This window comes from Streptomyces sp. NPDC048516 (assembly GCF_043199875.1).
GTDB lineage: Bacteria > Actinomycetota > Actinomycetes > Streptomycetales > Streptomycetaceae > Streptomyces.
Genome location: NZ_JBICWS010000012.1, coordinates 12,489 through 25,470, shown reverse-complemented (window position 1 = coordinate 25,470; position 12,982 = coordinate 12,489). Strand labels below are relative to the sequence as shown.

11 protein-coding genes and 2 pseudogenes are annotated in these 12,982 nt (G+C 68.2%); 4 read left to right on the top strand and 9 right to left on the bottom strand.

What is annotated here, in order from left to right; translation table 11 throughout:
* Positions 1 to 8 precede the first annotated feature (8 nt).
* Together ACGFR7_RS23440 and ACGFR7_RS23435 are read right to left on the bottom strand one after the other, a co-directional pair.
* Complete coding sequence (locus tag ACGFR7_RS23440) at positions 9 to 902, bottom strand: MurR/RpiR family transcriptional regulator (protein ID WP_393322463.1); 894 nt, start codon at positions 900 to 902, stop codon at positions 9 to 11.
* A gap of 36 nt (positions 903 to 938) precedes the next feature.
* Positions 939 to 2,063, bottom strand: coding sequence for a C45 family autoproteolytic acyltransferase/hydolase (locus tag ACGFR7_RS23435; RefSeq protein ID WP_393322460.1), 1,125 nt, complete (start codon positions 2,061 to 2,063; stop codon positions 939 to 941).
* A 568-nt stretch (positions 2,064 to 2,631) separates the two neighbouring features.
* Between ACGFR7_RS23435 and ACGFR7_RS23430 the strand changes: the two genes are divergently transcribed.
* Together ACGFR7_RS23430 and ACGFR7_RS23425 are read left to right on the top strand one after the other, a co-directional pair.
* Positions 2,632 to 4,053, top strand: coding sequence for an amino acid permease (locus ACGFR7_RS23430; RefSeq protein WP_393322458.1), 1,422 nt, complete (start codon positions 2,632 to 2,634; stop codon positions 4,051 to 4,053).
* Between the two features lie 75 nt (positions 4,054 to 4,128).
* Positions 4,129 to 4,760, top strand: a pseudogene (locus ACGFR7_RS23425) (CoA transferase subunit A); the annotation flags it as partial.
* A gap of 128 nt (positions 4,761 to 4,888) precedes the next feature.
* On the opposite strand, the gene ACGFR7_RS23420 reads toward ACGFR7_RS23425, so the two are convergent.
* A complete protein-coding gene (locus ACGFR7_RS23420; protein ID WP_393322455.1) occupies positions 4,889 to 5,272 on the bottom strand; it encodes a hypothetical protein in 384 nt (127 codons plus the stop codon).
* Positions 5,273 to 6,059: 787 nt separating this feature from the next.
* On the opposite strand from ACGFR7_RS23420, the gene ACGFR7_RS23415 reads away from it, so the two are divergent.
* Complete coding sequence (locus tag ACGFR7_RS23415; protein ID WP_393322452.1) at positions 6,060 to 7,034, top strand: hypothetical protein; 975 nt, start codon at positions 6,060 to 6,062, stop codon at positions 7,032 to 7,034.
* Between the two features lie 215 nt (positions 7,035 to 7,249).
* Here the strand turns inward: ACGFR7_RS23415 and ACGFR7_RS23410 are convergent, their stop codons facing one another.
* Positions 7,250 to 8,089 carry an SDR family oxidoreductase gene (locus ACGFR7_RS23410; RefSeq protein WP_393322449.1) on the bottom strand — a complete coding sequence of 280 codons (840 nt, stop codon included), beginning with the start codon at positions 8,087 to 8,089 and terminating at the stop codon, positions 7,250 to 7,252.
* Between the two features lie 92 nt (positions 8,090 to 8,181).
* Here ACGFR7_RS23410 and ACGFR7_RS23405 point away from each other — a divergent pair, with 92 nt between their 5' ends.
* On the top strand, positions 8,182 to 8,583 hold the full coding sequence (locus ACGFR7_RS23405; protein ID WP_393322446.1) for a winged helix-turn-helix transcriptional regulator: 402 nt from the start codon (positions 8,182 to 8,184) through the stop codon (positions 8,581 to 8,583).
* Between the two features lie 569 nt (positions 8,584 to 9,152).
* Here ACGFR7_RS23405 and ACGFR7_RS23400 read toward each other — a convergent pair.
* The 5 genes and pseudogenes from ACGFR7_RS23400 to ACGFR7_RS23380 form a co-directional block, all read right to left on the bottom strand.
* Positions 9,153 to 9,356, bottom strand: coding sequence for an aldo/keto reductase (locus ACGFR7_RS23400; RefSeq protein ID WP_393322443.1), 204 nt, complete (start codon positions 9,354 to 9,356; stop codon positions 9,153 to 9,155).
* A gap of 40 nt (positions 9,357 to 9,396) precedes the next feature.
* A pseudogene (locus ACGFR7_RS23395) lies at positions 9,397 to 9,710 on the bottom strand (IS1380 family transposase); the annotation flags it as partial.
* Between the two features lie 28 nt (positions 9,711 to 9,738).
* The gene (gene secY, locus ACGFR7_RS23390) at positions 9,739 to 11,049 is read right to left on the bottom strand and encodes a preprotein translocase subunit SecY (protein WP_393322441.1); all 1,311 of its coding nucleotides are present in this window, start codon (positions 11,047 to 11,049) and stop codon (positions 9,739 to 9,741) included.
* Between the two features lie 983 nt (positions 11,050 to 12,032).
* On the bottom strand, positions 12,033 to 12,428 hold the full coding sequence (locus ACGFR7_RS23385) for a cellulase (protein ID WP_393322438.1): 396 nt from the start codon (positions 12,426 to 12,428) through the stop codon (positions 12,033 to 12,035).
* An 11-nt stretch (positions 12,429 to 12,439) separates the two neighbouring features.
* Complete coding sequence (locus tag ACGFR7_RS23380) at positions 12,440 to 12,946, bottom strand: SigE family RNA polymerase sigma factor (protein ID WP_393322437.1); 507 nt, start codon at positions 12,944 to 12,946, stop codon at positions 12,440 to 12,442.
* Between the last annotated feature and the right edge of the window lie 36 nt (positions 12,947 to 12,982).

Sequence of the window (12,982 nt, the reverse complement as noted above, 5' to 3'; positions counted from 1 at the left end):
CCGCCTTGTCATTGCTCGCGCGCCTCGTAGACGGAGAACGTCTCCAGCAGTTCCTCTTCCCGCAGCAGGGTGGAGCGGGCTTCGTGGCCGCGGGCCTGGGCCACTCCGGTGGCCAGCGCCTGGACGAGGGAGGTGAAGGCCGTCAGGGACCGCAGCACGGACGGACCGGCGGCGTCGACGTAGAACGCCTGGTCGGCGGTGGTGGCCAGCGGGGACGACGGGTTGTCGGTCAGCGCCAGGCAAAAGGCGCCGCGAGAGCGGGCCCACGCCGCTGCCTTGACCGTCTCGGCGCTGTAGCGGTGGATGGAGACCGCCACGAAGCAGTCGCCGTCCTGGACGCCGCGGAGCTCGTCGGTGAGGCTGCCGGCGGCGCCCGTGACGGTGTACACCTCCTCGCGGAGCATCCGCAGCAAGTAGCTCAGCAGGTAGGCAGGAGCATGGCACTTGCGCAGCCCCATCACATGGACGCGGGGGCCGTCGGCGATGGCCTTGACGGCCACCTGCCACAGCTCGGGGTTGATACGCGCGAAGGTGCGGGCGATGTTGGCCTGGTCGAGGGCCACGGCCCGCTCCAGGGGGTCGCCGCCCTCGGCGGTGAGCTGCTGCAACTGGTTGTAGCGGCGCAGGAGCTGGGCCTGCTCGCGCAGCCGCTCCCGGCACAGCCGGGTCAGGCCGGGGTAGCCTTCCAGGCCCAGGCTGGTGGCGAACCGGACGACGGTGGCCTCGTTCACCCCGACCGCGGACGCCAGCTCCGAGACCGTCATGAAGGCCACGCCCTCGGGGTCGGCCATCACCCGGTCGGCCAGCAGGCGCTGGGAACGGGTCAGCGTGGTGGTGCGCGCGTGCAGGACGGCGATGAGTTCGTCATAGGTCTGCGGCGGGGACTGCGGTTGCGATGCCATATCAGGATTGTCCCCCGGTGTGGGACGGGCCAGGAGTCACGGTGCGCCGGTCTCGCCCCGCACGTACGCGGCGAGCGGCACGGTGGCGTCGGAGCGGCCCGGGACCCGCAGGGTGACGCTGCCCGCGGTGAGGTCGGCGACAGTCGTGCACAGGGTCATCAGCGGGTCCGAACCGGCCGCCGTGCGATGGACGCCCTCGGGTAGCGGAGCGGAGGTGAGGGTGTCCAGGAACCAGTCGGCGGAGGGCTCCGCTTCGGGCACTTCCAGGGCGGCCAGGACCTTGCCGCGGGCCCGGCTCTCCTCGTAGCCGCCCAGGGCGGCGGACGCCCGGCGGCCGAGGCCGCCCGACGGCTGCGCGTCCGGCACGTCCAGCGGGAGCGGATGGTGGCGCAGATGGTTGGTGTGCCACTGGAGCGGACGCGCGGGCTGCGCCTCGACCGTCGTGGCCCGCCCGGCGACGGCCTCGACCACGGCGACCCGCCCCGTATCGAGCTCCCCGAGGGTGTAGGTGAAGCCGCCGGCGGAGGGGAGGGTGCGCAGGAGCTGCGCGGCGGCCTCCAGATCGGGCGACTGCTGCAGCGCCCGGGCGACGAAGTGGCGGCCCGGGGCGAGCGCCGGACGGGTGGCCTGGATGTGGTTGATGCCCCACACCAGTCCGTGGCCCGTGGCGACAAAGGTGTTGGCGGGGAGAAAGCCCGGGTACCACTGGACGGTCACGGGGGCGTCGCCGTCGATGCGCAGCGTCAGCAGCATCAGCCGGCCGTCCAGCACCGGGGCACCGTCCTCGTTGTGCGCCACGTACGAGCGCGCGCGGCGCCACCCCAGATCGGTGCAGCCCGTGCCGTCACCGGCGCCGAGATCGCCGCGCAGGTTGGCCGGCATCAACGAGGGCAGACCCGCTCCCCGTGCCAGCGCCGTCAGCTCCCGCACCTGGGTGGGGCAGCCGCGCCGGGTCGCGTTCACCAGGCGCCTCAGGTGTGCGGCGCCCGCTTCGGTCCGGGACCACTTGTGCAGCGCCTCCGCTTCGGGGAGCTCCTGGTGGACCGTGCGGATCTCGGCCCTGGCCGCCTCGCCGAGCATCCGGAAGACGTCCTCCCGCTCGCCGTCGGCCACCAGCCACCGCAGTCCCGCGAACTCCTGCTCGCGCACCTGAGCACCCATGCTGCACCTTTCGCCGGGTGTGCGGGCCTGGACGGACGCGCACACCCCAGTGAATGAAATTCGAATTGCAAGCACATCATGCAGTGCAGTCCAATTTGCATGCAAGGTTGCGCGGGGCCCCGGGTCCTCGCGTCGACCCGACCCCGACCTCGACCCTGTCGCCGTCGCTGACGCCGACGCCGAGTGGGCGGAGCGGGGCGGCCAGGCGGCGGCGCACGCCGCGCAGCACCGGCGGCCGGCGCGGAGGCTGCGCGCGGATCCAGAGTGTCACGGTGCGCGAGCCGCCCCCCGCGGTGGGCGGTGTGCGTCCCGTGGGCGGTGCACGTCGCGTCGCGCACATCAGGGGAATTAATGCAATCTGGTTTGCAGACTTCTCGTCTTCGCAGGTCACGCGGGACACGAGGGCACGCCCACGCGCCACCGAAGGCGGGCGGGGTCGGGTATCCGCATCACTTCCCGACCCTTGACGTACATACAATTTGCATGCGTACTGGTTCGTGCAAGTTTCATTGCGCAGCTCGTTGCTCGGCGCGCACCCCCTCGTCCCCATCCGGCCCTGGAGGCCCCCATGAGCGCTCCCCCTGGTGGCGGCGGCTCCGTGCATCTGCGCGGCGCCCTCGCCAACCGGCAGCTGACGATGATCGCCATCGGTGGTGTCATCGGTGCCGGCCTCTTCGTCGGCAGCGGCAAGGCGATCCATCTGGCCGGGCCCGCGGTACTGATCGCCTACGCGGCCATCGGTGCCCTGGTCGTCCTGGTGATGCGAATGCTCGCCGAGATGTCGGTGGCCCAGCCGGAGACCGGCTCGTTCTCCAGCTACGCGGGCCGTGAACTCGGCCGCTGGGCCGGACTGTCGGTGGGCTGGCTCTACGCCTACCACTGGTGCGTGGTCATCGGTTTCGAGGCCATCGCCGGGGCGGCCATCGCCCACCAGCTGCTCCCCGCGGTGCCGACCTGGCTCGCCGCGCTCGTCATCATGGCGTCCCTGATGGCCGTCAACTTCTCCCGCGTGGAGTCCTTCGGGCGCTTCGAGTTCTGGTTCGCCATGATCAAGGTCGCGGCCATCGTGGTCTTCCTGCTCATCGGGCTCGCCGCGATCCTCGGCGCGGTGCCGTCGAGCCACGCGCCGGGCCTGAGCAACCTGACCGGGCACGGCGGATTCGCCCCCAACGGCTGGCTGCCGGCGCTCCAGGCCTCGCTGGTGGTGTTCTTCTCCTACTTCGGCACCGAGGCCATCACCATCGCCGCCGGTGAGGCCAAGCACCCCGCCGAGGCGGTCCGCGCCGGTATGCGCAGCGTCGTGTGGCGCATCCTGCTCTTCTACGTCGGCGCCATCGCCGTCGTGATCACCCTGCTGCCCTGGAACTCAACGGCCGTTACCCAGAGCCCTTTTGTGGCCGTGCTGGAACACCTGGGGATTCCCTACGCCGCCCCCGTCATGAACGTCATCGTGCTGACCGCCGTGCTGTCCTGTCTCAACTCCGGTCTGTACTCCTCCTCGCGCATGGTCTACAGCCTGGCCCGGCGCGGCGAAGCGCCGAAGGCGCTGGGCCGCACGGCCGCCAACGGATGCCCCGTCACCGCCGTCCTGCTGGCCTCCAGCGTCGGACTGGCCACCGTGGTCGCCAACTACTTCCTGCCGACCACCACCGTCTTCGAATTCCTTCTGGAATCGTCCGGCTCCATCGCGGTCGTCATCTACGTGTCCATCACCGTGACCCACCTGCGCGCCCGTTCCCGCCTGGAGCGCGAGTCCCCGCAGCTGCTGACCCTGCGCATGTGGTGCTTTCCCTCTCTGAACCTGCTGGTACTGGCGGTGCTGCTGGCAATCGTCGGCGGTATGGCCATGACCCCTTCGACCAGCCGGTCGCTGTTCCTCACTCTCATGGTCACGGCCCTCGCGGTCGTCGCGGGCCTCGTGCACCAGCGCCGCCACGCCCTGGGCGGCCGGTCCTCCGACACGGAACGCTGCACCACCCCCGCGAGCTGAAACCACCCGCGCACAGCGGCCTTCGCCCCTGCCGCGGCCGGGGCGAAGGCACCTCACGAAAGGAGCACGACGGACGTGGACAAGGTGATCGAGACCGCCGGGGCGGCGGTCACCGGCATCCCCGACGGAGCCTCACTCGCCGTCGGCGGGTTCGGGCTCTGCGGTATCTCCGAAACCCTCATCAACGCCCTGCACACGCAGGGCGCCGGCGCACTGCACGTGGTCTCCAACAACTGCGGTGTCGACGACGCGGGCCTGGGCGTACTGCTCGGCGCCGGGCGCATCGCCCGGGTCACCCGCTCCTACGTCGGTGAGAGCAAGGAGTTCGCCCGCCAGTACCTGGCCGGAGAGATCGAGGTCGAACTCATCCCCCAGGGCACCCTCGCCGAGAAGCTGCGCGCCGGCGGTTGCGGCATCCCCGCCTTCTACACCCCCGCGGGCATCGGCACCGACATCGCCGACGGCGGGCTGCCCTGGCGCTACGACAGCGCGGGGGCATCGCCACCGCCTCACCGCGCAAGGAGACCCGCTCCTTCCACGGCACGTCGTACGTCCTGGAGGAGGCCATCCGCTGCGACTACGCCCTGGTGCGCGCCGCCCGCGGCGACCGCCACGGCAATCTGGTCTTCCGGCGGACGGCAGGCAACGGCCCACCGTCCGCGGTCCATGATGCGTTTGTGGTGGCGCGGATCGGCGTCAAACCGGGTTGCGGTGGAGGTCACCGACGGTCTCGAAGAGGAAGCGGAGGTTGGCGTCACACAGCGAGGGCTGTACCCATGGGAACTTGTACAGCCCTCCCCGTGTGCGCGGACGTGTCAGCCGGGGCCGTTCGACCTCAGCGGTCGCTGCAGGCAACTGTCAGGCACAGCATCAGCGCCTCGTAGGGGGTGCTGTCGCTCTGCGCGGTGGGCGTCTCCTCGGAGTCCGCGACGAACCGCCACTGCGATGGGTGGGCGTGCTTGGTCTCTCCCTTCTTCTCCACCTCGACGTGGAGTGTGCGGGCCTGCGGGTCGTTCGTCTCGACGAGCACTTCGTCGCTGCCGACCGAGAAGTGGTCGTGTAACAGGACCAGACCGAACCGGTCCAGGTTGCCGTGCTTCTCCAGCACGGCCTTGATGTCCCTGGCGAAGTCCGCGTCCCGGGGGCCGAGCGGTTCTGCGTCTTCGAAGCGAGGAAGGCTGTGCGGTGCGAGGCTGGTCTGCATAGGCATGAGGGGCATGAAGATCTCCCTTCGACCGCGCTCTGCGGTCTCAAGACACCTTAATCAGATGGTGAGTTGTGACAGAAGGCCCTTGGGCGGCAAAGATCAGCGCGAGCCGGACGGCCTGCTGGGGACAGCGGACTTATGCGAAGCCGGGGGATGGCGGTACCACCGCGCTCGGCGACATGCGCAGGGCGAGCAAGACGGACAGCCATCTGAAGCCTCTGGGAATCCCCGTGCCCCAGGTTTTCGCGGTACGCCACTACGACGAGCATCGCCGAGAGCATCGCCGAACGTGTGGTACGCCGTTGGTCCGTACTGCGGCACTCCGACCCAAAACTGCCGGCAGGCCCCGCAACGACCCGGCCGCCGGCCTGCCTGAAGAGCTGAGGCTCGTCATACCGGAGGAGACATCGGCAGCTTCCTGCACCTCGATGTCCGGGCCGCCGACACCCTCGTCCGCGACGGCCGCGTGCGCACGCCGGTCGACTGGTCGCATTCCATGGCCGGGGAGCCGGCATGGGAACTGGCGCTGTGGTGAAGCGGAGCAGGAGCTTGGAAGAGACACGCGCAGGTCATCGTTCGCACCCCTCTGACCTGGCTGTTTCTGCCGGTGGATGATCCACGTCGGAGCAACTTCGGCACGTATCCGACAGACGGCGTCCAATCCCGGTGGGAACTGCAGAAGCAACCTGGCGCGTCTTCTGCCCCTCTCCCCAGGCAACCCGTGCACCTGAAGGTCGCAACCGCCCGGTGACGGTGCCCGAGCAGGCACGTATCCGGACGTCGCAAGAACGGAGTGGCCATGGCAGATTCCCCGAACCCGCAGGCGGGACGCTCCTGCGGAGACATCTCACCGCCGTCTCACACCGGGGCCGGCTTTCCCGGTGGCCCGGCCGAGACGGACGCCCCCGGACCGCCTGCTCCCCATCCCATCCGTCCCAGGCCGCCCCGCAACGGTCTTGGCATTGCCGCCCTCACCCTCGCGGTCCTGGGCCTCCTCATCCTCGCGACCCTCGGCGTCGTCGGCTCGACCGGCCCTGCCCGGGTCTTCTTCTGGGTGGCGGGGTTCTTGACCACCCTGTCTCTGGCCCTGGGGATTCTCGGGGCCCGGCGGGCGAAGCAGGGTTACGCCGGCAACCGGGGCAGGTGCTTGACCGGCGCAGTCCTTGGGGGGCTGGCCACCGTGTGGTGCATCAATGGCGCGGTGGCCGCCACCGACCCTTTCCACCAGGTCTCATGCCAGGCCGGACAGCAGCAAACAACGGCCTCATCGGGGGCCAAGGCCGGCGCTTCACCCTCCCCGAAACCGAAGGCCGCTGGGGCACCTGGCAGCGGCCCGGTGAGTTTCGATACCACCTGGTGCTTCAAGAATGGGGTGCAGGTGACGGTCTCGGCACCCAAGCCGTACACCCCCCGCACGATGCGACACGACTGGCAGCGCGGATATACACCGGGCAACCGGACACGGGCGGTGGAGGTCACGATCCGCAACGGCTCGACCAACATGGTGGATCTTGAAGAGCTCATCAGCATCGGGGCCACGGACGCCAACGGGCGAGGGGCCCAGGCCGTCTTCGAAGGCGAAGACCCTTCCCGCGGGCTGGGCAAAACGCTCCTGTTGCCCGGAATGAAGAAGGTGATGACGCAGGGGTTCGCCCTGCCCCCGAGCGCAGCGAAAAGGATGGGGGTGGAGGTGAGCCTGAACGTGGCCGCGGACCGAAGGGCGTTGTGGAGCGGACCTGACGAAAGCGCCCGGTGGAGCGGGCGCATGGGCTGACCAGCAGGCACGGAGCACGATCCCGACCTCGGCCCGGCCAGTGAACTTGAATGCGCGATGCCGGCCCGGTCGTGGGCGGTCGTCCACGGCCGGGCCTGAGGGCCTGCGCGCCCCGGCACCTCGCGCGACGACGACGGCACCGGAGAGGTGGGCAGCCTCGTGCGAGTGCAGTCGCACAAGGCTGCCCGGGCCGGGCACTTCAGTTGAGTTGTGCCTCAGCGGAAAGCGGCGATGTGGCGGGCGACCCAGCCGTTGAAGGGGCGCGGGGCACGGCCGAGGACTCGTTCCACGTCCGGGCTGATCCGCAGTTCGGCCGGGTTCGGGGCGGAGATGATGTCCAGGGTGTCGTCGGCGAGCTCCGCCGGCACGAACTGGGTCATCGCGGCCTTGGCCTCGTCGCGGGTGAGTTCGTGGAACCGCACCGGCGAGCCGAGCGCGGCGGCGATGGCCTCTGCCTGCTGACGCGGCGTGATCACCTCCGGCCCGGTCAGCTCGTACACCCCGCCGGTGTGCCGGGCGTCCAGCAGGCAGGCCGCCGCGACCTCGGCGATGTCCGCCGGGTCGACGACCGGCACCCCGACGTCGCCGAAGGGTGCGGCGACCTCCCCTTGCGTGCGGACGGACTCCGCCCAGGCCAAGGCGTTGGAGGCGAAGCCGCCCGGCCGCAGGACGGCCCAGTCCAGGCCGGACACCCGCAACGCGTCCTCCAGCGCGCGCATCGCGACCCGCGACGGGCCGACCGGCCTGGTCGCCACGCCCTGCGAAGACAGCAGGACGATCCGGCGGACCCCACTGTCCTTGGCCAGGCCGATGATGTCGGCCGGCCTGGCTCCGGGGGCGTGCAGGTCTCCGGACAGCAGGAGAAACAGCGCCTTCGCCCCGTCCAATGCGGGCGTGAGGCCTGCCGGCTCGGCCAAGTCGGCCATCACGTGCCGGACGCCGTCCGGCAGCGCCGCCGCGTGCCGCGACACCGCTGTCACCTGCTCGCCCGCCGCGGTCAGGGCCTGCGTCAAAGGCCGGCCCACGTTTCCGGTAGCCCCGGTCACCACGATCATTTGCAGCTCCTAGTCCGTTGTGCACTACGGCAGTTGACGCTAGAAGCAGGACTTACTTTTCGTAAGAACATACCCAGAGGTAAGCTCCGGACATGAAGGAAGGCGCGCAGCTTACGCAGGCCGGGGCGGGCCATCGGTATGAGGTGTTTCACACCGACTGCCCCGCGCGGGACGTGGTCGACCACGTGACCAGCAGGTGGGGCATCTGGGTGCTGATCTCCTTGCGGAGCAACGACCTTCGGTTCTTCGAGCTGCGCGACAGCATCCAGGGCGTCAGCGAGAAGATGCTCGCTCAGACCCTGCGCGCGCTGGTCAAGGACGGCCTGGTCTGGCGGGAGGTCGAGCCGACGACGCCGCCCCAAGTCACCTACGGGCTGACTGAGTTCGGTCGGGAGATCGGCGAGCCGCTGACGGACTTGTTCAACCGGATCACACAGCGGCTACCGCCGCGCAGCGCGGGATGGTGCGGTAGTAGCCGGGAGACGACCTCTTAACCCCGGGCCTCCATCGGGGTTGCGCCGTACCTGTCGTGGTAGTTCCACCAAAGATACGGCGGCGTCTGCGGGTAGCCCTGCGGTGAGTCCTCCCATTCCTCGTGAGCGTCGGGCGGCATGGGTGGATCGCGACAACTCAAGGTTGGATTGCGTGTGCGGGACCTGGGCGCGCCCTGCACGTTGTACCTGGGACTGGGCTTCAAACAGATTCCGTACACTACATATCCGGGAATTCGCTACCTGGCCTTCGGGCACACTTGGTTGATCCTGTCCGACCTGCTCAACCACGGGTACCACAACGCTGATCGCGAGCGAACGGTCAGAACAGGGCCGCTCGGCAGCGGGTTCGTTCTGACTGTGCCTACCAGGGACCTCCAAGCCGTGCACGCCCTATGGCGAGACGAAGGGCTCCCAGTGACTTGGAACCCGAAGACGCCCCCGTGGAGCCGCATCTTCATGGGGCTGGACCTCGACGGCTACGAGTTGCTGTTCGATCAGTTTCCGGACAGCTGATGGCCATGGTTGAGCGCAGCGGCGTCCCACATCATTGATCACGACTCGATACGCGCCTAGTTCGCTCCGTGGCCATAGAAATCGCCGGTGTCGAACATCGTGACACCCGAGTCGAGCGCCGCCAGCACAGTTGCCGCGGCCTCGTGCAGGTCGGCGGTGCCGTAACTGCCGGTCATGCTCATGCGGCCGAGGCCGAGGCCGAGGCCGAGCCCGAGACGGCACACCTCTGGGCCATCGGGTCCGATAGTGGTGGAGCGCATCATTCCCCCCTCACTGCGCGAAGACCGGAGCGCCGGCCGCCGCGCCCGCTCGTTTCTCGTTCGGGTTCGCCAAGCCGGCCGGCCCGTCCAGGTCCACGGTCACCTGACCGTCGGCGTCCTGCGCTGCGTTCCCGGCCAACCTCCAGACGCGTTGGCGTACTTCGGCCCGGGCGGTGCTGATACGACGCGCTTGCGGCCGGCGGCGAGTGCGCCGATGAGCCGAACACGGCCGGCTCGGCCCAGCACGCCGACGTCGACCAGGTAGTCCCCGCCCAAAGCGACGGCGAGCGCGACATCCAGCAGGATCTAGCCCGAACCGTGCACAGCACGCGGCTTGCGCCACGGGGCGAGGGCGGGGCCATCGCAGCCAGGACAATGCGGGTCAGCGTAGGAACCCTTCGTAATTGCGCTGCTGGAGCTGACTCTCGATCTGCTTCACGGTCTCCAAACCGACGCTCACGATGATGAGGATGCTGGTGCCGCCGAACGGGAAATTGCTGCCGTTGAACAGCACCAGTGCCGCTGTGGGCACAAGGGCGATCAGCCCCAGGTAGAGCGCTCCCGGCCAGGTGATCCGGTTGAGCACGTAGCCCAGGTAGTCAGCCGTGGGTCGGCCGGCCCGGATGCCGGGGATGAACCCGCCATGCTTCTTCATGTTGTCGGCAATATCTTTGGGGGTGAAGGAGATGGAGACGTAGAAGAAAGTGAAGAAAACGATCAGCAGGAAGTAAAGTGTCAGATAGATCGGTTGGTCACCACTGGCGAGGTTGGTGGCGATCCACCGGGCCCATCCTGACGCCGAGTTGCCGCCGAGATCGATCAAACTGGGTATGGAGAGCAGTGATGAGGCGAAGATGACGGGAGTTACACCCGCCTGGTTCACCTTCAGCGGGATGTAGGTCGAAGTGCCGCCGTATGAACGGCGGCCGATCATTCGTTTTGCGTACTGGACCGGGATCCGACGCTGCGCCTGCTCGACGAAGACCACGAGGCAAACCATGCAGAGGCCGACCACGATCACGATGGCGAACTCGCCCCAGCCGCTAAGGATTTTACCCGACTTCTTGATCCCCCACAGATTTGCCGGGAGGCTGGCGGAGAGGGAGGTGAACATCAGGATTGACATGCCGTTGCCGATGCCGCGGTCGGTGATGAGTTCTCCGAGCCACATCACTACGGCGGTGCCGGCGGTCATGACGATGACCATGACGGAGGTCCGGAGGATCGAAGTGTCCGGGACGATCTGGGTGCGGACCTGGCAGGTGGGGAAGAGTCCACCGCTTTGGGCTTTGGCCACCAAGGCGGCACCCTGGAGCACCGCCAGGCCCAGCGTCAGGTACCGGGTGTACTGGGTGATCTTCGCAGTGCCCGCCTGACCCTCCTTCTTCAGCGCCTCCAGGCGCGGAATGACCACCGTCAGCAGTTGAAGGATGATGCTCGCCGTGATGTACGGCGTGATCCCCAGGGCGAAGATGGTGAGTTGCAGTAGCGCACCGCCGCTGAACGTGTTGATCAGGCCGAAGAAGCCGCCGTCACCGACACCCTCCTTGATGCACTGCGTAACGTACCGGTAATCCACCCCGGGGACCGGGATGTTCTGCCCCAACCGATAGAGAAGCAAGAGTCCCAGCGTGAAGAGTATCTTTTTGCGAAGACCGGGCGTTTTGAAAACCCTGACAAATACGGTAGACACTTTTCAAATTGTCCTTACGCTCGCAAGCTGATAGAGCATTTGCTGCTGATTCCCGACTGTCCTTGCCCGAAGAGTTGCTTCCCTCTCGGTGGTCGGAGCGTCCATTAATGGCAGCTCGCTGGGGTACGGGCATTCGGTTCCTGAAGTGATCTGTCCCATAAGGCGCACGGGTAAGAATTGAGTCGAGCACGGTTGTCTTCGCGGACTGATCGCCAATGGCTTCCGCTAATCTGGATGCGCCTCGATATTCCTGTTGCAGGCAGCTGTCGTCGCTGGCCGAGAGTAGGTTTCTGAGTGCAGTCAAGGCTGACGCCAAGTCATGGAACTCGTGGCGCCGGGCACGTCTTTGACAGCGGCACCGCATGGCGATCTCTTGGTTGGTGCCTTCGCCGGCGGGACCATCTCAGTGGCTGGTTGCCTGTGAATCAAACGACTGCGGGGTTGCGGTGGGCCCACAGGCACCGTGGCAGCGTCGTTGTTGCTGATGCGGAGATTCTGGTGATCGTGTTCGTTCGGTAGTTGCCGCCGTAGGTGTCAGCATGCGGATGTCGACGGGAAGTTGGTTCGGGTAGCGGCTTGAACCGCTGCGGCCCGGCGGCCTGGTCGCGGCGCGGGCAGCTGACGCGGCGGGAACGCGGATATCACCGGTGGCTCGCGGATCTGCGGGCCGGCGGGCGGTCGGTGGTGGTCGACTCGAAGCTCCAGCAGCAGTGCAGTGTGGCGCAGCGTTCGCATGGGGGCGAGGTGCTCCTCGCCCCGGGGCCACTGCCGCTGCCGAACGGAGTCGCGCAGGTAAGCGGCGAGTTTCGAAGCGTACTTACCGAACTCCCGCTCCCTCTCCTTCATCCCGGGCGCGCGCTGTCAGTTTGACGTCAGGCCGCTCCGCCGGCGGGTCGATGCCACTCCAAGATCCCCGCTCCTTGGCCTCGGTATTCCTGCCATTACCGTCCGCTCCTGCGCCGTAGCTCGAACCTTGGCCGGCGCTACTTGGCCATTGAGGTGTGGGTCGGGAGCGGGGCCGGCACGGTCGCGCAGGTGCGGGTGGGGATCGGGACCGCCACGGTCGTTGGGGTGTGGGTGGGAAAGGGGACCGGCACGGTCGTGCAGGTGCGGGTCGGGATGGGGACCGGCGCGGTCGTGGAGGTGGGTTGATGATGAGGAACCGTGGGCCCGCCTTGAGCGAAGGCGCTGGGCAGGACTTCCAGCCCGACGCCGAGCCCGGCGATCGTCAGCGCCGAGCCGGTGGCCATCCAGACCGTGCGAGCACGCCGACGGGCACGGACCCCAGCATGCAGCCGCTGCCGGTGCTGGTCCTCAAAGGGGGTGTTTGCCTGGGTATCGCGCATCATCCGCGCGAGTTCGTGTTCGAAGTCTTCCATGATGTCTCCTTTCACTTCACCGGCTCGATGGCGTCACCCAGGAGCTGCCGCAACCGCGTCACGCCCCGTGACGTATGGGACCGGGCGGTGCCCACCGGACACCCCAGCGCCTCGGCAACCTGCACCTCGGACAGGTCCTGGTAATAGCGCAGCACCACCGCGGCGCGCTGCCGCACCGGCAGCAATGCCAGCGCGGCCTCCAACCGGGTTCGTTCCTCCACGGCAGCGGCCACATCGCCGGCCTCGGGAAACTCCGGCAACCGTTCCACCGGACGCTCGCCCCACCAGCGACGTCGCGCCGAGCGAGCCGCCGCACGTGCCAGCACCCGGCGCACATACGCCTCCGGCGCCTGCTCGGCCACCCTCGGCCACGCGAACCACAGCTTGACCAGCGCCTCCTGCAGCAGATCCTCGGCCCGATGCCGGTCTCCACCGGTGAGCAGATGCGCCAGGTGAAGCAGTGCCGACCAACGAGCCGCGACGAACCGGTCGAACGCATCGGCCCGCAACTGCCCCATCAACGCCATCCCTCGCCTCGATCACTTGCCTACACC